General features: G+C 33.2%; 12 protein-coding genes and 1 tRNA gene. 8 read left to right on the forward strand and 5 right to left on the reverse strand.

Annotated elements, in window-relative coordinates; all coding sequences use genetic code 11:
* The first annotated feature begins 8 nt into the window (after positions 1–8).
* Both IM744_RS02900 and msrA read left to right on the forward strand, forming a co-directional pair.
* Positions 9–90: transfer RNA gene (locus IM744_RS02900), tRNA-Leu, on the forward strand.
* A gap of 330 nt (positions 91–420) precedes the next feature.
* Entirely contained in the window at positions 421–927 is a 507-nt protein-coding gene (msrA, locus tag IM744_RS02905; RefSeq protein WP_194506583.1) for a peptide-methionine (S)-S-oxide reductase MsrA, read from the forward strand.
* A 154-nt stretch (positions 928–1,081) separates the two neighbouring features.
* Here msrA and IM744_RS02910 read toward each other — a convergent pair whose 3' ends face one another.
* The 5 genes from IM744_RS02910 to IM744_RS02930 form a co-directional block, all read right to left on the reverse strand.
* On the reverse strand, positions 1,082–3,949 hold the full coding sequence (locus IM744_RS02910; RefSeq protein WP_194506584.1) for an alpha-amylase family glycosyl hydrolase: 2,868 nt from the start codon (positions 3,947–3,949) through the stop codon (positions 1,082–1,084).
* 64 nt (positions 3,950–4,013) lie between these two features.
* A complete protein-coding gene (locus tag IM744_RS02915; protein ID WP_194506585.1) occupies positions 4,014–5,840 on the reverse strand; it encodes a SusE domain-containing protein in 1,827 nt (608 codons plus the stop codon).
* Between the two features lie 12 nt (positions 5,841–5,852).
* Positions 5,853–6,986, reverse strand: coding sequence for a SusE domain-containing protein (locus tag IM744_RS02920; protein WP_194506586.1), 1,134 nt, complete (start codon positions 6,984–6,986; stop codon positions 5,853–5,855).
* 12 nt (positions 6,987–6,998) lie between these two features.
* A complete protein-coding gene (locus IM744_RS02925) occupies positions 6,999–8,597 on the reverse strand; it encodes a RagB/SusD family nutrient uptake outer membrane protein (protein WP_194506587.1) in 1,599 nt (532 codons plus the stop codon).
* A 6-nt stretch (positions 8,598–8,603) separates the two neighbouring features.
* Positions 8,604–11,501 (reverse strand): SusC/RagA family TonB-linked outer membrane protein, encoded by a 2,898-nt coding sequence (locus IM744_RS02930; protein ID WP_194506588.1) that lies wholly within the window; start codon positions 11,499–11,501, stop codon positions 8,604–8,606.
* Between the two features lie 313 nt (positions 11,502–11,814).
* On the opposite strand from IM744_RS02930, the gene IM744_RS02935 reads away from it, so the two are divergent.
* The 6 genes from IM744_RS02935 to IM744_RS02960 all read left to right on the forward strand — a co-directional run bounded on the left by IM744_RS02935 (position 11,815) and on the right by IM744_RS02960 (position 22,059).
* Complete coding sequence (locus IM744_RS02935; protein WP_194506589.1) at positions 11,815–12,873, forward strand: LacI family DNA-binding transcriptional regulator; 1,059 nt, start codon at positions 11,815–11,817, stop codon at positions 12,871–12,873.
* A 129-nt stretch (positions 12,874–13,002) separates the two neighbouring features.
* Positions 13,003–14,535, forward strand: a complete 1,533-nt coding sequence (locus IM744_RS02940) for an MFS transporter (RefSeq protein WP_194506590.1) — start codon at positions 13,003–13,005, stop codon at positions 14,533–14,535.
* Positions 14,528–15,226 carry a beta-phosphoglucomutase gene (gene pgmB, locus IM744_RS02945; protein ID WP_194506591.1) on the forward strand — a complete coding sequence of 233 codons (699 nt, stop codon included), beginning with the start codon at positions 14,528–14,530 and terminating at the stop codon, positions 15,224–15,226. Before IM744_RS02940 ends, pgmB begins: the two co-directional genes overlap by 8 nt.
* Positions 15,227–15,237: 11 nt before the next feature.
* Positions 15,238–17,544, forward strand: a complete 2,307-nt coding sequence (locus IM744_RS02950) for a glycoside hydrolase family 65 protein (protein ID WP_194506592.1) — start codon at positions 15,238–15,240, stop codon at positions 17,542–17,544.
* Positions 17,545–17,651: 107 nt separating this feature from the next.
* Positions 17,652–19,622, forward strand: coding sequence for a glycoside hydrolase family 13 protein (locus tag IM744_RS02955; protein WP_194506593.1), 1,971 nt, complete (start codon positions 17,652–17,654; stop codon positions 19,620–19,622).
* A 49-nt stretch (positions 19,623–19,671) separates the two neighbouring features.
* A complete protein-coding gene (locus IM744_RS02960) occupies positions 19,672–22,059 on the forward strand; it encodes a glycoside hydrolase family 31 protein (protein ID WP_194506594.1) in 2,388 nt (795 codons plus the stop codon).
* Positions 22,060–22,061 lie beyond the last annotated feature (2 nt).

Genomic DNA, 22,061 nt, shown 5'->3' on the forward strand with positions numbered 1-22,061 from the left:
GGACTAATGCAGGCGTGGTGGAATTGGTAGACACGCTAGACTTAGGATCTAGTGCCGCAAGGTGTGAGAGTTCGAGTCTCTCCGCCTGTACTTAATTAAAAAGCTGACTATAAATAGTCAGCTTTTTTTATTTTAATATCTCATCTTTATATGATGAATACAGAAATATAATAATGAATAGGGTTGGTCCTAAGTACATTATGTGATTATATGTTTCCGTTATCAATATGAGATATATAAGTAAACTATGAATTGAAGAACAATCATATAAAGAAAATGATTTGGCAGACGTCCTAAATAGTTAAAATATAAAGTGGTCTATTATATTGTAGTCCATTATTTTCTTTAAAAAGATTGTAATTTATCTTAACAATTAAAGACAAACTAAGTATTAAATAAGATCAACTTAAAACATTTATTATGAGCAGTTATAAAAAAGCATACATAGCAGGAGGTTGTTTTTGGGGAATGGAAGATTTATTTAGATCACGTCCAGGAATTAAAGATACGGAAGTAGGGTATCAAGGTGGAGAAAATGATAATCCAACTTACCAAAATCATCCAGGACATGCAGAAGGTATAGAATTAACTTATGATCCTAACGAAACCTCTTTTAAAGAAATCTTAGATTATTTTTTTAGAATGCATAATCCTACAACTGTAGATCAGCAAGGAAATGATAAAGGGTCTAGTTATCGCTCTGCAATATTTTATCAAAATGAAGAAGAAAAAGCTCAAGCTGAAGAAGTCATCGATATTGTAAATAATTCTGGAAAATGGGAAAGTAAAGTTGTTACGACATTAGAACCATTTGCACCATTTTGGCAAGCAGAAGAAAACCATCAAGACTATTTGGTTAAAAACCCGAATGGCTACACTTGTCATTATTTAAGATTTGAAGATAGTTATCTTAAAACAGAGGTTTAATCTATAAAATCAAAAAAGCAATACCATTTTGGCGTTAACGCTAGTATGTTAAACGTAAGCTAACTTTTAAGAGTTAGCTTTTTTTTGTTTTAAAATATAAAACCGCCAAGTGAAAACTTGGCGGTTTAGACTAACTTAAAGATTGTTATACAATTTAAAGTTTTATCAGTTTAGAGGTTGATGTTTGACCATTACTGTTTTCAATTTTAACTAGGTAAATGCTCTGTGTTAAATCTGAAATATCATAGGTGTCGTTTATAGTAAACTCTCCGTTAAATGATTTTATTAACTTTCCTGTAATATCAAATATCTGTAAACTCGAAATAGCTTTATTTGTTTTAAATGATGTGTTTACAGGATTAGGATAGATGCTAAAAGCTTCATTTATATCAAAACTATTTGTACTTAGTGTTGATGGCATATTTCCGAAGATTCTAAACTGTCCAGCAGGTATCGTTACAGTGCCTGCACTATATGTTGTATTTCCTGTCTCATCCATCAAATCAAACCAGTTACCACCAGTAGGAAAATTGGTGTTTACAGTTTGAGAAACCACATCAAAGTTTGCTAAAACAATTACATTTCTTAATTGTGATGAAGGAATAGAGGTATCAAAAATATCAATTCTAGGAGTTAATGAACCTGAAGTCATAGCATAGTCACCCTCAAAAACTGCTTCATTAATTTTCAAATCAATCAATCTAGCCCAATCATTATAAATTTGATTTCTATTAGTATCTCCTAACCAGTTATCTGTCCATTGTGGTTGTGGTTTTGTATCTAATTTACAACCATCATTATTAACACTACCGTCAGGACACGTAAATAATGAGTTGTCCATTCCTAATGCAGCAAAATGCCAAAGCATTTTTGGTCCAGGAACTGTTAAAGTCACTGCTCCAATTGCCGACATTCTAGATAATGCAGTATTTAAATCTCTCACGTTATGTGAGCCTACAGCATTATTTCCAAATTCCACTGCTTTATACATTATACGTTCTTCATCATGACTTTCTGGATAACCCATAACACGAGGACCATTAAATTGAGCACGTGAGTTGTGGCCAATTCCGTCTATATTGTTATTAGAGTTAAAACCCATTAAGAGTTGACTATAAGGGTCTGTCATTTTACCCCAAACCATAACTCCTTTTCCTTCTGAAAGACGATAATTTGCCCATTCCTTTTCTTCATTTTGAGTCCCTAAATGTTCAAAAATAACATAATGGTCAGGATCTAAAGACCATGAATAATCTGCATAATCTTTAAGGATGTCTACACGATCTTGTTGGTAGCTATTTGTACAGTTTTCATTGTTTTCACAATTTTGAGTGAATCCTTTTGTTAAATCCCATCTAAAACCATCTATTTTAAAATCTTCAACCCAATGTTTTACAACACGTCTAGTATACTCTTGAGTTAGAGTGCTTTGGTGATTGAAATCATCTCCTACACTATAACTGTGTTTAGCTACTTCATTAAAATATGGGTTTTCGCTACTTGGTCCACCCCAACCATCATTATCTGGATCATTCATCCACATACGAACCATTGGATTTCTCCCGAAGGCATGATTTAAAGCAACATCGAGAATTACTGCAATATCATTTTGATGACATAAATCAATAAATTCTTTGAATTTGTTTTCTGTTCCGTAGAACTTATCTAAAGCTAAGTGGAATGATGTATTATAACCCCAACTTTCATTGCCTTCAAATTCCATTACTGGCATTAATTGAATAGCATTAACATTTAAGTTTTTGAAATAATCTATTCTATCAATTAAGTTTTGATAATTTCTGTCCGCATCAAAATCTCTTATTAATACTTCATAAACAATTAGATCTTCTTCTTTTGGTGCTGTAAAATTTGGTACTTGCCAATTGTAAGCAGTTTGTCCAGTTTGTAAAACAGTAACTTCACGTTCTTGTCCAGCAGGATAAGCTGGTAAGTTAGGATATGTGTTAGCAGGAATATAAGGATCATCAAAAGGAGATAATACCAATGTTGAAAATGGATCTGCAGTTTTAACTAAAGCAGGTGAGTTAGCAATAGGATTTGTGTCAAACACCCAATATTGGTAAGTCTCTATTTGACCTGGAGTTAAACCAGTGAGTTCTAACCAATATTTCCCTGTTGCTGCATCACGTTTCATAACGTCTGCATTGGTAGGATTATAATTATTAAAACTACCAGCGATTTGAATAAATTCTTTACCAGGAGCAGTTAATACTAATGTCGCTTTTGTAGGATCTGAACCATAGTTGATACCATCTTCTAATCCAGTTGGTAGATTTGCTTCTACAACAGTAGGAACAACCACGACTTCAAAACTAGCTTCTCCAGTTTCAGAAGAACCAGGAGGTGTACCTACAAATTTTAGAGTACCACTTTCTGTAATATTATTTATAGTTGAGTTACATGCTGGAAATCCACAAGATCCAGTTGCAATAGATACGTCATTGTAAAATATTTCAAAGCTACCTTGTACTGTTGCTCCACCTTGAAAGATTATTGTAGCACTAACACTTAAATCATTGCCAGAAGTAATAACAACTAAGTCACTAGTTGGATTAGTGAAATTTATTTGTACACTTCCAATAGGAAATATGAAATCATTACAACCTTCATCTTTTAATTCTTGAGAACCATCTGCATTTCTAAAAACCATTCCTATTTGAGTTGCACTGTCAGCTTGTGTAGAAGTAAGTCCGTAATATGTTTCTGGAGTTATAGTTATACTAAAAGTTCCGTCTCCATTACTTGTCATTTCTCCAATACCATCATCTTCACCCCAATTTCCAACAACATTAAATCCAAAAGGATCAGAATTGTCACCAATTCCAGAGTGCATATATACTTGAGTTGTTCCACTTAAGCCATTACAATTAGAGTCAGAACTGTTTGTGTCAACTGTTATTGTAACTGGTTGGTCTACTTCAATTGCACCAACACTCAAAGTTACTTGAGCAAATGTGTTTAAGGAAATAAGAGTTATTAAAGAGCATAAAATTTTTTTCATAGCGTCAATATTTTTTAAAAAAAAGGCTATGCGTCATACATAGCCTTTTTTAGAATGTTATAATTTACTCTACAGTAATTGTTAAGTTTCCTGTATCAACTGTAATCGTGTATGTTCCAGGAGTGCCATTAAAGAAGAAATTGCTGTCTCCATCCAAGGCATTGATTAAATCTGAATCAATTGTATATCCATCACCTTCATAAGTTGGGTAATTTATTCCACTATCCCAGTCAGTATTTGCTGTAAAGAATCTGAAAGCATCATTGGTTAATGCTACTGGGCCAGAATAAATTCCAGCACCTGTACATGGTAATGCTACAGGATTATCCCAAGACCAACCAGCATCAACAGCACCTGCCCCAACAAGCCATAATTGTTCAAATTCACATTGCAATTCCTCAGGACCTAAAGTGATTGTTTTATTTATATCATCAACAGTTAAGAAATAAGTGCCAGGAGTACCACCAAAAGAAAAGTTACTGTCACCATCCATAGCATTACTAAAATTACTATCAATAGTATATCCATTTCCTTCGTAAGTTGGATAGTTTGAGCCACTATCCCAGTCACTGTTTATATTGAAAAATCTAAAAGAATCATTTGTTAAAGCAACATTACCTGAGTATGTTCCATTTCCTGTACATGGTAAAGCGACAGGAGTATCCCAAGACCAACCAGCATCAACAATTCCTGCACCAACTAACCATAATTGGTCAAAGTTACAGTTTGGTCCAACAACAGGAGGTCCTAATGTTATTGTTTTTGCTTCTGTATCAACTTCAATAAAATATTGTCCAGGAGTACCAACAAATTGGAAATTGTTGTCGCCATCTAAAGCGTTTTCTAAGTTAGAATCAATAGTGTATAGAAGACCTTCATAATAAGGAAAGTTTCTTCCAGAATCCCAATTCGTAGCCTCAGTAAAGAATCTAAAAGCATCATTAATTAAATTAATGTTTCCAGAATATTTAGTGCCTTGTAAAGGTAATTCAACTGGAGTAGTCCAATCCCATCCTGCATCAACTGCACCTGCACCTACAACATAAAGAATTGGAGGAAGCTCTAAACTGTAAGGTGTTACTGCAACAGTAATAGCATCAGAAAAACGTTCCATATTACCTGCATTCATCTCTATAGTTGCTCTAATTCTAATGTCTAAGTTTCCAACTTCTTCTGCAGTAAGACCTGCATCAAGTATAATCTCATTGAATTTTGCGTGAGTGAAAGATTCAGGAGAATCTACTAATATAATATCACCATTTATATCTTGCTCAGATACAGTTATAGGACTTGCAAAGTTAGTGCCAGCTTCAGCAAATTGAATTGCATATAGAACATCTACAGAACTGTTATCTCCAAAATCTGGATCTTCCCATACAATATTAATTGCTTCGGCATCTGGTGTAGTTTCAAGTAAAACTAATTCAAATGTACTATCTGGATTAGTTATTACAGGAGCAGCTTCAGAATAAGATGATACACTAAAGCTCACGATATTTGTTATTGCTGAACCGTTAGTAACTCTCATAAAAACTGTAAATGGTTCAAAAGCATCAGCACCAGCATCTAAAACGATGTTATTGAAATCTGCCACTGTCATTGTAAATCTATCTGTAGTAGATGATCCAATTATTGAAGGGCTTTCAAATAAAGCATCTGGTGATAATTCTACCATATAACTTGCAGAACCTGATGTTAATTGGTCATTCCAAACGATACTAAAAGCTTCGTTATTTGGTAAATTGTAATTTAAGTTTATGTTAGAAATCACAGGCTCCAACAGTGTAAAAGAAGCATCTGGTGATGTGATTTCTAAACTTTCTTCCGTTTCGCACGATACAAATACTAAGAATAAACAGAGTATTAACGCACTAATTTTATTGATTTTCATAGTGTTATTTTTTTATAAGTTTAATGGGATCATTATGTAATCTCCAGTCAAGTCATTAAACCAAACTTCATAATCATCTTGAACTACAACAGGAATATTTGCTCCACCTTCTGTAGCAACACCAGAAAATGATGTTGATCCAGCCCATGAAGAACCTGTGTTAGTTGTGAATTGTAAACCTCCAGGATGAAGGTTTACACTATTAATGTACCATAAATGAGTATCAAAACTAGATTGTGTCATCACTACATCAGTATTTATAGCATCACCTTGTAAAGTCATACTTGAAAAAGTAGTAGAACCAGCATCATCGTAAGAATTCATCGTATAAGTATTTGATGAGAAATTGATTGTGAATGTATAATATCCATCTGCATCTACTCCAAAACGTCCAGGATCACCATCCTGAGTTGTTGGGTTTCCCGCAATTTCTCCAGCTTCAACAATAAAATCACTACCTTCTGGAGTTAAAGTTCCCCATTGTGGTTGCCATTGCCCTCTCATTTCTAAAATTTTGAATCTACCATCATCAAAAGTTCCACCTCCTTTAGTAAAGTAACCAGTATAAGTATATAGATTGTTGTTTTCTGAATCTCTAAATAGAGGAGAATTATTATTGTTATTATTCCAATCTGCAGATGTACCATTTCCTACTAAATAGAAATCTCTAAATACATAGTTAAAGAAAGGTTGAACTTCAAAGCTAATGACGTTTGAAGCAACAGGTAAACCATTTTGAGTTCCAATTGAGCTAATTACTCTAGCATATAATGTACTAAACTCAAATGGAGCTAATCCTGCAGAACCAGATGCTGAATTTAATTCATTCACAGACAATGTTGCTGAGGTTGTACCAACCACTGAAGTTGCAACTACTGGATCTGTGAATTCTGCATCTGATGATACCTCTACAGTATAGTTTTCTGAAGCTTGTTGATTATAATCAGCTTCATTCCAATTGAAAGTTACAGCTGCATTTCCTGGATTAGCAGGATCCAACTCAATAGATGTTATTGGTAACTCTGATAATGTAATTGGATCAGTTTCTGATGCTACAAAGATAGTCTCATCATTTTCGCAAGAAATTGCAAAAAGACTACAAGTTATAACAGCAATTAGAATATGTATTTTTTGTATATTTTTCATTGTTTCTTTTTTTTAGTACCCAGGATTTTGAGTAAGATTTGGATTTGAAGACATACTTGAATTTGGAATTGGATACAAATTAAAATGATTAGGTATTGCGATACCATTACTCCCGTTTCCTTTCCAAGCCCAGTTGTAACTACCTCCAGTAAATAAACCAAATCGTATTAAATCTTGTCTTCTGTGTGCTTCCCAATGTAATTCTCTAGCGCGTTCATCTATTATAAAAGGTAACGTAAGATCAGTACTTGAAATTAAGTTGGGATTATTAGCTCGCGTTCTTAAATCATTGATTAATTGAACAGCAACATCTAAAGAACCTCCACCACCTCTTAAATGAGCTTCAGCATACATTAAATTAACATCTGCTAATCTAAATAAAGGGAAATCTGTATCAACAAAAGTTTGGTCAACACCAGCTTGACCTGTAGACGTTACATTAGAGTATTTTTGTATGATATAGCCAGTATCCCTATCAGCGATATCAGTGATGCCAATTGGTCTATTTGCAGAGATAATAGTATTTCTATCATCATCACCAAAGTTACCTCCTTGCCATAATTCAGCAAATTCTTTTCTCACTCTCAGTGCACCATCCCAGCCATTCTGAACAACTCCAACTTCAACGCCATTGACTTCTAAACTACCAACAGAACCATTAATCATAACTGTTGTTGGTCCATAGTTTTGAGTTGTTGAACCATCTGATACAATAGAAAAGATGATTTCATTTACCGCAGAGTTTGTATTATTATCTGCAATAAAGTTATCCTTGTAGTTTGTAGCTAGTGTGTATCCAGAATTAAGTAATTCTTGGCAATAGTTCATACAATCTGTATATCTATTTTCTCCAATATATACTTCAGCATTGAGATAAATTTTAGCTAATATCATGTAAGCAACGCCCCTATCTGCTCTACCATACTCATTGGCTCCTGCAGGTATAAGATCAGCTTCAATAGCTATTAATTCGCTTTCAATGAAATCAAAAAGTTGAGCTCTATCTGCAACAGGTAAAACTGTATTTACAGCATCGGCCTCTGTACCAAAGTTTGCTTTTCCGAAGAGATCCATCATATAATAATAAGATAAAGCTCTAAGTAATCTCGCTTCTGCACGATAGGCAACGATGTCTTGACGTACAGATTCTGAAGCGCCTCTACTATCTAACTTATCTGCTGTAGTTTCTCTTAAAAAGTTATTAGCAAGAGCGATAGTTAAATGTGCTCTACTATACATTCCTAAAATTAAAGGGTTTTGAGCTGTCCAGATATTACGTTGAATTTCTCGTGTACCAGGATCATTTTCATATGACCAAATCATTTGATCTGCAGAAAGTGTTTGCATATAAAGCAATACACGCCCAAACTGGCTAGTTCCAGCATCAATTCCTTCAATGTTAGAAGATCCAGCTCCATCTGTTCCAGTTAATGCTAAATTTGCATAAACACCTGCGATAACTTGTCTGTAGGCTCCTTCATTTTCAAAAAGGTCTTCGCCTAATAACGTATCATCATCATTTGGTGTGATATTAAGGTCTTCTGTACAAGAGAAGAACGTAAACACAAATAGTAATGATAAGATACTAACGTTTTTAATTGTTTTTTTCATAGTCTTTTAAAATTTAATATTAGCACCTACTAAAATATTTCTTGGTCTTGGGTAGATTGTGTTATCAATACCATTGAATACTTCTGGATCTAAACCACTATATTCTGTTAGTGTAAACACATTTTGTATGCCTCCCCAAACTCTTACAGATTTAATAACGTTAGAGAGTTTTTTAAAGGTGTACCCTAGAGTAATGTTATCCATTTTTAAGAAAGAAGCATTTTCAAGATATATATCTGAATTGATAACATCTGATGTGGTTTGAAAGTTAGTATCTAAAACCGATGTTGGTATATTTCCTAATACTGAATTATCCTGAAGTAAATCATATTGAGCTCTTGCAGAATCAACATTATTATACACGTAATTTCCAATATTTGCTCTCAAATTAAAAGCAAAATCAAAGTTTTTATATTCTAGATTTGTTTGAAAACCTAAAATAATATCTGCATCCGGGTCAGCTCTTAAATAGCGATCTTCTTCATTAATAATATTATCTCCATTTAAATCTACGTAAGCACCTTCAATGGCGTTACCTTGATTATCGTATAATTGTTTGTAAACATAAAATGAATTTGGAGCTTCTCCTTCTCTAAATAATTGAATGAAATTCCCTGTGCCACCTGCAATTCCTCCAGTGGTTACGTCTTGGCCATAAGCTAATTCTGTAATTTCTCTATCTAATATTGTAGCATTAAAGTTGAAGTTTAATGAAAAATCTTCTTTTTGAATCACATCAACATTAGTTGTGAATTCTAAACCTCTAATTCTCAAGTTACCAATATTTTGTATAATCCTATTTGAGAAATTACTTCCATCAGGAACAGGTGCATCAAAAAGTAAATCTTCTGAATCTTTTTGAAATACATTTAAACTACCTGATATTTTATTATCAAATAATCCATAATCAATACCAACTTCTAAAGTTTTAGTTTCTTCCCATTTTAAATCTGGGTTAATCTCTGAAGGTATTAAACTTGTTATAACAGTATTTCCAAATTGATACAGTGAGTTGTTATTTCCTCCTTGATAGCGACTTAGAAAAAGATCTTTTTGTGAAATTTCTTGTTGACCTGTAACACCATATCCTACTCTTAGTTTTAAATCTGAAATAGTTTCAGAATCTTTTAAGAAATCTTCTTCGCTAATTTGCCAAGCTAATGCTCCTGCATAAAAATTACCCCAACGATTGTCTTCGCTAAAACGAGATGTACCATCACGTCTGTAAGTGGCAGTTAAAAGGTATTTTTCTAAGAACTTAAAATTTGCTCTTCCGAAGAAACCAATAAGAACAATATCTGGATCTGCATAAGTATCACCAAAGCTTAGTGGGTCTAATTGATTACCAGAGAAAAAACCATCATTGGTAAAACGCTGATAAGAATAACCAGTAGTTAAATCTGCTTCAATATCTCCAAATGTTTTTTTATAGTTTAAAAACCCATCAAGAGATTGATTTTTTCTATTTTGAAAACCTACAGATTTGTTGGCACTAATATCATCAGTTGTTGCAAAAACAGAGTTGTTATTAGTCCAACCAGAAGTTTCGTCAAATCCTAGATTAAGAACAGCTTTTAATTCTGGTAAAAAATGAAATTTGTAATCAAAATTGATGTTACCGAAAAAACGCTCTGTATCTCCAAGGTTATTTGTTTGTAATAATGAAGCTACAGGGTTTGTTGTTCCACTTAATAATGTTCCCCCATTTGTATGTTGGTAAAAACCATTAAAAGGAGATGTTGGGTCATAAACTGGTTGTGTCGGGTCATAGCGAAGTGCTGCACCAATTAGTCCAGAATCTGCAAATCTATTATCTTCATAAGATAGATTTGCATTAACACTAATTTTTAAATGATCATCAAACATGCTTGGATTTAATGCAACAGATAAGTTACGTCTATCAAATTGTGATGTTAAAAGAGCACCTTCTTGTTTTGTAACTCCAAAAGAAAAACGTGCAGGTAATGCTTTAAATAAAGAACCTCTTACAGTTACATTGTGCATTGCAGAAACAGTTTCTCTAAAAATTTCATCTTGCCAATCGGTATTAGCACTTCCTAGTTGTGATGTAAAACTATCTGGAAGATTTTGTGAGTTAACTATGGTTCTAAATTGATCTCCAGAGAATACATCAATTTGATCTGCTATATCTCCAAAGGTAAATTGAACATCGTAATCTGCGCTAAAGCCAGACTTCCCCTTTTTTGTAACAATGATAATGACACCATTAGATGCCCTAGATCCATAAATAGCAGTTGCCGAAGCATCTTTTAGTACTGTGAAAGATTCTATATCGTTTGGGTTAATGCTAGAAAGTATACCTCTAGAACCACCAATGTTATCGTTAGTGATTGGTAATCCATCAATAACAATTAATGGGTTGTTAGATGCATTAATAGAAGATCCTCCTCTAATTTTTATTTCAGATCCAGATCCTGGAGCTCCACTTGTATTTACTGTTACACCTGCTACACGACCTTGTAAAAGATTTTCTGGTGTTACAATATTACCTTTTGTGAAATCTTTTGCAGTTACAGACTCAACAGATCCTGTTGCGTCTTTTCTAGTTGTTGTACCATAACCAATAATTACAATCTCATCTAATTGACCAGCATCTTCACTTAAAGTGACATTAAATGGAGATAGACCATTGTAGATGATTTCTTTTTTAGAATATCCTAAGTAAGAGAAGACTAAAACGTCTCCTTCGTTGACAGTTATTGAGTATTTACCATCAAAATCTGTTGATGCTCCAGTTGTGGTTCCTTTTACTAGGATGTTTACGCCTGGTAGCGGTAATGCGTTAGCTTCATCTGTAACTGTACCTGTAACCTTGGATTGACCAAAGAATGTCGCAGGTATTAAAAATGTCAGTACTAGTAAGCTATTTAAAAATGTCTTCATAAAAAATTTTTAAAGTTAGTTGCTCTGTTAAATGCTTATATTTTTCACTTCTAGGGTTAAAACTATGTAAATTTTAGGTAAATTTTAACTTACACCAATTAATTAGAGTTGCGAAAACGTTTTCGTGTTAAGAACTTTTTTAATTTTAGTAGAAAACGAATTAATAATGCGCAAAATTATCAGATTTATAATAAAGTGATAACTTTGTTACTAACTTCGGAATTGAATTTAACAAGAATTAATAGAAAAGTCGATTTATTGTTCCATTTAACTTAAAAAGGTTCAAAAATAGATATGCAACTAAACTCTCTAAATGAAACGTAAAATAACCCTTAAACAAATAGCTAAAGAATTAGATGTATCAATTTCTACAGTTTCTAAAGCACTCAGAAATAGTATTGAAATTAGTGAAGATACACGACAAAAAATTCAAGCTTTTGCCAAGCTTTATAACTATAGACCTAATAATATTGCTTTAAGTTTAAAGAACAGGAAAACGAAGACTATAGGGATTATTATTCCAGAAATTGTACATCACTTTTTTTCCAAAGTAATTACAGGTATTGAACTTGTGGCAAATAAAAGAGGCTACAATGTGATTGTTGGATTGTCTAATGAATCTTTTGATAAGGAAGTCATAAACATGCAAATGTTAGCTAATGGTAGTATTGACGGGTTTATCTTGTCAATTGCAAAAGAAACATTACAGCAACAAGATTACCATCATTTTACAGAGACTATTAATCAAGGGATGCCAATCGTTATGTTTGATCGTGTGGTCAATGAAATACCATGTGATAAAGTTATTGTAGATGATGTTAAAGGAGCAAAAGAAGCAGTAGAAAAGTTAATTACCAATGGTTGTAAAAATATAGCGATTATTACAACTAAAGATTATGTTAGCGTCGGAAGATTGCGTACTCAAGGTTATTTGGAAGCTTTGGAAGATCATAAGATAAATGCGAAGTCTTCTTTGATTCTCAAAATTGAAGATAAGCTCATGTCTGATGATCATATCGATAAATTGGAAAATGAAGTCGAACAATTATTTGAGTCAAATAAGGATATTGACGGAGTTTTTGCAGTAAATGAACTCTATGCAGTCACAGCAATTAAAGTGGCTAGAAAATTAGGCTTAAAAATACCTAATGATCTTCAAGTTATAAGTTTTAGTGATGGAGTGTTGTCTAGACATTCTACACCAAGTATCACAACGATAAGTCAACATGGACAAGCAATAGGAGAGAAAGCTGCCAATTTGTTAATTAATAGATTAGAAGCAGAAGAAGTAGATTATGATGATGAAACCGAAGAAGTATACGAAACAGTAGTCATAGAAACTAATCTTACAGAGCGAGAATCTACCAAATAATAGATTTAATATTGAAATTTCAAAATCTTTAGTATATTTGCGTCTTAATCAAAACTTATATTTTTCACTTCTACATTAAGTTTTGATGAGTTTATCGCTTGTCAATAGTATTAATTTAAACATACTTTGATGAAAAAGCGCACACTAGGTTTTTGGGAAATATGGAACATGAGTTTCGGTTTCTTAGGGATCCAAATGGGTTTCGCCCTACAGAATGCAAATGTTAGTCGAATTTTTCAAACACTCGGAGCAGAGGTTGAAGATATTCCTATTTTATGGGTCGCTGCACCTTTAACAGGTTTAATCGTACAGCCAATTGTAGGTTATTTTAGTGATCGTACCTGGCATCCAAAATTAGGACGTCGAAGGCCTTATTTTTTAGTTGGAGCCATTTTAGCGTCATTAGCTTTATTTATAATGCCTAATTCGCCAATGCTTTGGTTTGCAGCAGGAATGTTATGGATAATGGATGCGTCTATAAATGTTTCAATGGAGCCTTTTAGAGCATTTGTTGGTGATAACTTGTCTAAAGAACAAACGACTAAAGGCTTTGCTATGCAAAGTTTCTTTATTGGTATTGGAGCATATGTTGCTTCAAAATTACCATTAATTCTCACTTATTTTGGTGTAGCAAATACTGCAGCTGAAGGTGTAATACCAGATTCAGTTAAATATTCCTTCTACATTGGTGGAGCAGCTTTTTTTATAGCAGTTTTATGGACAGTTCTTCGCTCTAAAGAATATACTCCAGAAGAAATGAAAGCTTTTGAGGAGGCTGAAGAAAATGAATATGTTACTGAAGAAAAGCCAGAATCATGGTTTGTCTCAAATGGGAAATCTCATTTAATGAAAGGAATTATCACCCTAATTATAGGGTTGATTTCTACCTATATTGTGTATTATTTTAATTTAAAGAAAGATTTATTTGTACTTACATTAGGTTTAATATCACTTGGAGGAATTGTATTGATTATTTCTGGATTCATGCAAAAAGGCAAAAATTATAAAAATGGTTTTATAACAATTGTTAATGATTTTCAATTTATGCCTAAAGTAATGAAGCAGCTAGCTTGGGTTCAATTTTTCTCATGGTTTTCATTATTCTCAATGTGGATTTATACTACAAGTGCTGTTACTGAACATATATATAATACTAAAGATACAACTTCATTAGCATATAATACTGGAGCAAATCAAGTTGGAGAGATGTTTGCAAACTATAACATAATCGCAGCTGCTGTAGCATTTTTACTTCCGCTTTTAGCAAAAAAGACTAGTAGAAAATTTACTCACTTTTTAGCCTTAGTTCTTGGAGGTTTAGGACTTATGTCGCTATATTTTATAACTAATCCATCTAGATTTACAATAGAATGGTTGCCAATGATTGGTGTTGGTATTGCTTGGGCTAGTATATTATCTGTTCCATATGCAATGCTTTCTGGTTCATTACCTGCAAGTAAAATGGGTTATTATATGGGAGTATTTAACTTCTTTATTGTAATTCCACAATTGGTCGCAGCATCTATTTTAGGGTTTTTAATATCTACATTTTTTGATAATCAACCAATATATGCACTACTGATAGGAGGTGCTTCGATGATATTAGCAGGACTGATATCTTTAACAATTAATGACAACGTAACAACCAAAATCAATGACTAAAAAAGGATTCATATTCGATTTAGATGGTGTCATCGTCGATACCGCAAAATACCATTTCCTAGCATGGAAAAAATTAGCTAAAAGTGTTGGTGTAGATTTTACTAAAATTCAAAACGAACAACTTAAAGGCGTTAGCAGAAAAAACTCATTAGAGAAAATTCTAGAATGGGGAAATAAAACACTTTCAGAAGAGGAATTCAACAGACTTATGGCCTTGAAAAACGAGGATTATTTAAGTTATGTTGAGAACATGAAAGAAGACGAGATTTTACCAGATGTTCCTAAAGTACTAAACTATTTAATGAGTAAGGAGCAACCATTAGCGTTGGGATCTGCAAGTAAAAACGCACATACTATTTTAGATAAAGTAAATCTGCTTGAAAAGTTTGATGCTATTGTAGATGGAAACGGAGTTAAAAAAGGAAAGCCAGATCCAGAAGTGTTTTTAAACGCTGCTAAATTATTAAAGCTCAATCCTGACGATTGTATTGTTTTTGAAGATGCAAAAGCAGGAGTGGAAGCAGCTAATGCTGCCAATATGATTTCTATTGGTATAGGAGAAAAATCAGTTTTAGATGAAGCAGATTATGTGTTTAAAGATTTTACCGAAATTTCTTTAGAATTCTTAGACGACATCATGTCAAATAAAATAAGCAAACAAACAAATACTAATTTATCAATTGATAAATAATAAATAGATAGATGAATCACATTTATATCAAACCAGATAACTGGTCAATTATAGAAGAAGGTTTTGATGCCGAACGCGTAAAATCTTCAGAAAGCTTAATGAGCATTGGAAATGGAGCCATGGGACAACGTGCTAATTTTGAAGAGCACTACTCTGGTGAAACATTCCAAGGAAGTTATGTTGCTGGTGTTTATTACCCAGATAAAACTAGAGTAGGTTGGTGGAAAAATGGGTATCCAGAATACTTCGCTAAAGTTTTAAATGCTCCAAATTGGATTGGCATTAATGTGACCATTAACGGAGAACAATTAGATTTAGCAAAGTGTACTAAAGTAGAACATTTCCGAAGAGAGCTTAACATGAAAGAAGGTTGGCTGTCTAGAAGTTTCACTGCAACACTTCAAAATTCTATAGAGGTTAAAGTAGATACTAAACGTTTTTTGAGTCTGGAGATTGATGAGGTTGGAGCAATAGAATATAATGTGACACCTTTAAATAGTGATGCTCAAATAGATTTCACACCTTATTTAGATAGTGGTATTACTAATGAAGATACCAATTGGGATGATAAGTTTTGGGATGTATTAAATGTGAATCATGAAGGTGAGCAAGCTTATATTGTATCTCGAACAATGAAAACAGACTTTTATGTATGTACATCTATGCAAACGCAAGTCTCATTAAATGGTGAAGCTTTAAATCAAGAAAAGACAGTTAGCGATACTATTGATAAAGTCAGTTTTACATACAAAAATCAAGTTTCAAAGGGTGGTACCATCACAATGACAAAATTTGGTGGTTATACTGCAGATAGAAATCATGATAAAAATGAATTGATTGCTGTAGCAAAAAAGACCTTGAGTAAAGTTACTGCGATGGGATTTGATACGTTGCTAAAAACTCAAAAAGAAGCTTGGGCAAAAATTTGGGAAATGGCAGACATTTCTATTGAAGGAGATGTTGCAGCTCAACAAGGAATTCGTTTTAATATCTTTCATTTAAATCAGACTTACCTCGGAAAAGATGCTCGCTTAAATATTGGTCCAAAAGGATTCACAGGAGAAAAGTATGGAGGTAGTACTTATTGGGATACAGAAGCATATTGTATTCCATTTTACATGGCTACCAAAGATCAAAATGTAGCAAAAAGTTTATTGGAATATCGTTACAACCATTTAGAGAAAGCTATTGAAAATGCTCAAAAATTAGGATTTTCTAATGGTGCAGCATTGTATCCTATGGTTACTATGAATGGTGAAGAATGTCATAACGAGTGGGAAATTACGTTTGAAGAAATTCATAGAAATGGAGCCATTGCATTTGCCATTTATAACTATTTTAGATTCACTGGAGATTACAGTTATATTCCAGAGAAAGGTCTTGAAGTTTTAATTGGTATTGCTAGATTTTGGCAGCAACGCGCTACGTTTTCTACAGCAAAAAACAAGTATGTTATTTTGGGAGTTACAGGTCCTAATGAATATGAAAATAACGTCAATAACAATTGGTATACTAATTACATTGCGAAATGGTGTATTAATTATGCGTTAGAGAATATCGAAAAAGTCAAAGAAGGATTTCATGACGATTACGAGAGGGTAAAAGGTAAAACGAAAATTACAGACAATGAATTAGATCTCTGGAAAAAGGTTGCAGATGATATGTATTTTCCATTTTCCGAAGAAAAGAATATTTACCTCCAACAAGATGGTTTCTTAGATAAGGAATTGATTACTGTTGCAGATTTGCCACATAGTCAAAGACCAATCAATCAAAAATGGTCTTGGGATAGGATTTTGCGTTCGCCATATATCAAACAAGCAGATACTTTACAAGGGATGTACTTTTTTGAGGATGATTTTTCTACGGAAGAATTAGAACGTCATTTTGATTTTTATGAACCATTTACAGTTCATGAAAGTTCATTGTCTCCTTGCGTACACAGTATTCAAGCTGCAAAATTAGGTCGTGTGGAACAAGCGTATGAGTTTTATTTACGTACGTCTCGTTTAGATTTAGATGATTATAATCATGAAGTAGAAGAAGGATTACATATTACGTCTATGGCAGGAACTTGGATGAGTATTGTTGAAGGGTTTGGTGGTATGCGTATTAAGGATGATATGTTATCTTTTGAACCAAAAATCCCTAATCAATGGGATTCATATTCTTTCAAAATCAATTTTAGAAATCAAATTCTAAAAATAAATATTACTAAAGAAGGAACAAAATTTCAATTAGATGGAAATGATCAAATTGATATTCTTGTAAAAGGTAAGAAAGTGACGATTAGTCCTAATAACATGGTTACCGTTTAATATAAAATTATTCAACCTACAAGGTTTTTAAAACCTTGTAGGTTTTTTAAGAACTTGCATTGGCGAAAGGTTATTCAGGTTTTAATTTTAAAAAAAAAACTATTATAATGAAAAGATTGTATTACATATTTCTGTCATCTATTTTAGTTTTAAGTGTGTCTTGTAAAAATGAAACTTCAAAAGAGATTATTTCAGAAGACACACCAGCAAAATTTATAGATCAAAGCGATATAGAACGCATAGAGCCACCAAATTGGTGGACGGGTTTTAAAAACGAACAACTTCAATTATTGGTGCATCATGATAATATTGGTGATTATAAGCCAACAGTTAATTATAAAGGTGTTAAAATAGATAACGTAAGTAAAGCCGAAAAAAGCAATAATTACTTATTCATTAATCTTATTATTTCTGAAACTGCTCAGGCAGGACAATTCAACATCAAATTTAAAAATAATGAAGGGAACGAGCTTATAGATGTTTACGAACTTAAAAGTCGAGTCAAGCCTGCTGAAGATTTCATAGGTTTCAACAGTAGTGATGCTATTTATTTAATCACACCAGATCGTTTTGCAAATGCAAACACTAATAATGATACACCTTTATCTATGGAAGGACAGTCTGCATTATTAGAAAAAACAATAGATAGAAAAAATAATTACGCTCGTCATGGTGGCGACATTGAAGGCATTTCAAACCACTTAGATTACATTCAAGATATAGGTTTCACAGCCATTTGGCCACAGCCATTATTAACAAATGATATGGAAAAAGGCTCATATCATGGGTATGCAATTACAGATTTATATCAAATCGATCCGCGTTTTGGAACCTTAGAAGACTATCAGGAATTATCCCAAAATGCCAAAGAAAAAGGCATGAAACTCATCATGGATCAGGTAGCTAACCATTGTGGATTAAATCATTGGTGGATGAAAGATTTACCATTTACTGATTGGGTAAACCTTCAAGACAACTACGAGAAAAATATAGAAAACTGGAATAACGATGTGACCATTAACTCTAATCACAGACGAACTTCAAATCAAGATATTTATGCATCACAATTTGATAAAGATGGTCATTCTCAAGGATGGTTTGTAGCATCGATGCCAGATTTGAATCAGCGTAATCCATTCATGGCAAACTATATCATTCAAAATAGTATTTGGTGGATTGAGACTGTACAATTAAATGGGATTCGTCAAGACACCTATCCTTATCCAGATAAAGATTTTATGAGTGATTGGGCTGGAGCGATCATGACCGAGTATCCTAATTTTAATATCGTTGGTGAGGAGTGGAGTTACAACCCTCTATTGATTGGCTATTGGCAAGATGGTGCAAATAATAAAGATGGTTACGACTCTAATTTAAAGTCAACCATGGATTTTGCAATGCAAGCCAACGTTGTCAACGCTCTTAATGAAGAAGAATCATGGGATACAGGTCTCGTGAAAATTTATGAAGGATTGGCTAACGATTTTCATTATGCAAACCCTAAAAGTATCATGGTTTTTGAAGGAAATCATGATATGAGTCGCATTTTCACACAACTCAAAGGTGATGTTGTTAATACTAAAATGGCAGTTGCAACCTATGCGATGATGCCGAGAATTTTACAAATGTATTATGGTACAGAAATTCTAATGAACGACTTTGATAAACCTGGAGATCATGGTTTAATTCGTACAGATTATCCTGGAGGATGGCAAGACGATTCTAAAAATGCTTTTACTGGTAAAGGATTGTCTGCCGAAGAAAAGAACATGCAAACCTTCGTTAGTAAATTATTGAATTATAGAAAAAACAGTAAAGCCATTCATGATGGTAAAACTGTACATTTTGCACCTTTTCAGGGAACTTATTTCTTGTTTAGGCAATTGGGAGATGAAACCGTAGTACTGATTTTAAATAAAAATGATAAACCTATCACTATTGATTTAAAACGTTATACTGAAATTGGCATCGATGGAAAATCGTTAAAAAACATCATAACAGGTGATAGTTTCACATGGCAAGATAATATAGAATTAACAAGAAGAGGATTTTTACTATTAACAACTAAAACGGAATAAAAATAGATCGTCATTCTGAACTTGTTTCAGAATCACACAACTAACTTATATGAAAAACTATTTAGTATACATATCATTACTTATAACAGTTTCACTAACTGCGCAAAACACAAACCGAAAATTTATAAGCGCAAACAAAACTGATAACAGAATAGAAGTTAAAGTCAGTGATGGGACTTATAATATTCTATTTTATACTTCGGAAATCGTCGAAACCACATTTATTCCAACTGGAGAAACTGCTTTAAGTAGCTCACATGCTGTAATTGCTGAGCCATCAATTTCTGAAGTTACTTTTTCAGAAAAGGAAGATGATATTTTGATAGAGACTAAAGGTTTATTAGTCGCTATAAAGAAAAATCCGTTTCAAATATCTTACTCTTATAAAGATAAGCACATCATTTCAGAAAAGGCAGGTTACATCAAAAACGATAGCTTAGAAACCATCCAATTTAATCTCGATAAAGATGAAGTTTTATATGGAGGAGGGGCAAGGGCTTTAGGTATGAATCGTCGAGGTAACCGTTTGCAATTATACAATAGAGCGCATTACGGTTATGAAACGCGAGCAGAATTAATGAACTTCACCTTACCAATTGTGATGTCATCAAATCAATACATGGTTCATTTTGACAATGCTCCAATTGGCTTTTTAGATTTAGATAGTAAAGGTGATAACACGCTTAAATATGAAACGATTTCTGGTCGTAAAACCTACCAGGTTATTGTTGGTGATTCGTGGTATGATATCGTAGATAATTATACAGATTTAACAGGAAAACAACCTATGTTTCCACGTTGGGCTTTGGGTAATTTCTCAAGTAGGTTTGGTTACCATTCTCAAAAGGAAGTGATTGAAACTATAGATAAATTTAGAGAAAAAAAGATTCCTGTAGATGCTATAATTTTGGATTTGTATTGGTTTGGAAAAGACATCAAAGGCACCATGGGAAATCTAGCTTTTGATCGCGATTCGTTCCCAAATCCTGAGAAAATGATTAAGGATTTAAAAGATAGAAATGTAGAAACGATTTTAATCACAGAGCCTTTTATGCTAACAACTTCTTCGCGTTGGGAAGAAGCTGTAAAAGAAGATATATTGGCAAAAGATTCAATTGGAAATCCGTTTAAATATGATTTTTACTTCGGAAATACGGGTTTGATTGACATTTATAGCGAAAAAGGAAATCAATGGTTTAAAAATATTTATAAGGATTTATCAGAAATGGGTGTCCACGGATTTTGGGGAGACCTTGGAGAACCAGAAGTCCATCCTGCTGAATTAATCCACGCAACAGGAACAGCAGATGAAGTCCATAATATTTATGGTCACGATTGGGCAAAATTAGTGTATGAATCTAGTTTAGAAGCTAATCCCGAGAAACGACCTTTCATTCTCATGCGAGCAGGATATTCTGGGTCGCAACGTTATGGTTTAGTGCCTTGGTCTGGAGATGTGAATAGAACTTGGGGAGGATTACAAAGTCAGCCAGAAATTGCACTCCAAATGGGAATGCAAGGTTTAGCGTATATGCATAGCGATTTAGGTGGATTTGCAGGAGATAATCTTGATGACGAATTATATGTGAGATGGTTACAGTATGGTGTTTTTCAACCAATTTATCGTCCACATGCTCAGGAAGGTGTTGCTAGTGAACCAGTGTATAGAAGCGAAAAAGCCAAAGCTTTAGCTAAAGAAGCTATTGAGTTGCGTTATAGACTAACGCCTTATAATTATAACCTCATGTTTGAAAATAATCAAACAGGAGCACCATTAATGCGACCATTATTTTTTGAAGATGAAATAAATACAGAGTTGTTCGATTATTCAGACGCATACCTTTGGGGAAAAGATATTTTGGTAGCACCAATTCTAAAAGCTGGACAAACTACTAAAGAGGTTTATTTTCCGAAGCACTCAAATTGGTTTGATTTTTATTCTACAACAACATATCAAGGCGGTAGTGTAACAGCATATAAACTTGAAGAAAACACAATTCCAACCTTTGTGCGAGGAGGAGCATTTATTCCAATGACTAATACAGTAAACTCTCTAAAATTATATGATAGTAATAATTTGGTTGTTCACTATTATTATGATGATTCTATTTCACAAAGTAAACGTAAAATCTATAACGATGATGGAACAACTGTTAATGCTTTTGAAAAAGAAGCTTATGAGATTTTAGAATTTGAAGCAGAACTAAAAGGAAGACAATTAGAAATAGAAATTGAAGCCGAAATAGGTGAAAATTATAACATCAATAACAAAACCATTCAACTTGTCATTCATAACATGACAAGTAGCCCAAAACGTATTAAAGTTGATGGTAAGAAAATTGAAGGAAACTGGAACAGTAAAAAACAGACTATCACAATTCCTTTGACTTGGAACACTTCCGAAGACAAAGAAATCAAAATCAAACTAAATAAATAATC

This window comes from Psychroserpens luteus (genome assembly GCF_015319355.1).
Classification (GTDB): Bacteria; Bacteroidota; Bacteroidia; order Flavobacteriales; family Flavobacteriaceae; genus Psychroserpens; species Psychroserpens luteus.

What these genes read in the sequence shown, in the direction of transcription:
- msrA (WP_194506583.1), top strand. Translation starts at nt 421, where the DNA reads ATGAGCAGTTATAAAAAAGCATACATAGCAGGAGGTTGTTTTTGGGGA.
- IM744_RS02910 (WP_194506584.1), bottom strand. Translation starts at nt 3,949, where the DNA reads ATGAAAAAAATTTTATGCTCTTTAATAACTCTTATTTCCTTAAACACA.
- IM744_RS02915 (WP_194506585.1), bottom strand. Translation starts at nt 5,840, where the DNA reads ATGAAAATCAATAAAATTAGTGCGTTAATACTCTGTTTATTCTTAGTA.
- IM744_RS02920 (WP_194506586.1), bottom strand. Translation starts at nt 6,986, where the DNA reads ATGAAAAATATACAAAAAATACATATTCTAATTGCTGTTATAACTTGT.
- IM744_RS02925 (WP_194506587.1), bottom strand. Translation starts at nt 8,597, where the DNA reads ATGAAAAAAACAATTAAAAACGTTAGTATCTTATCATTACTATTTGTG.
- IM744_RS02930 (WP_194506588.1), bottom strand. Translation starts at nt 11,501, where the DNA reads ATGAAGACATTTTTAAATAGCTTACTAGTACTGACATTTTTAATACCT.
- IM744_RS02935 (WP_194506589.1), top strand. Translation starts at nt 11,815, where the DNA reads ATGAAACGTAAAATAACCCTTAAACAAATAGCTAAAGAATTAGATGTA.
- IM744_RS02940 (WP_194506590.1), top strand. Translation starts at nt 13,003, where the DNA reads ATGAAAAAGCGCACACTAGGTTTTTGGGAAATATGGAACATGAGTTTC.
- pgmB (WP_194506591.1), top strand. Translation starts at nt 14,528, where the DNA reads ATGACTAAAAAAGGATTCATATTCGATTTAGATGGTGTCATCGTCGAT.
- IM744_RS02950 (WP_194506592.1), top strand. Translation starts at nt 15,238, where the DNA reads ATGAATCACATTTATATCAAACCAGATAACTGGTCAATTATAGAAGAA.
- IM744_RS02955 (WP_194506593.1), top strand. Translation starts at nt 17,652, where the DNA reads ATGAAAAGATTGTATTACATATTTCTGTCATCTATTTTAGTTTTAAGT.
- IM744_RS02960 (WP_194506594.1), top strand. Translation starts at nt 19,672, where the DNA reads ATGAAAAACTATTTAGTATACATATCATTACTTATAACAGTTTCACTA.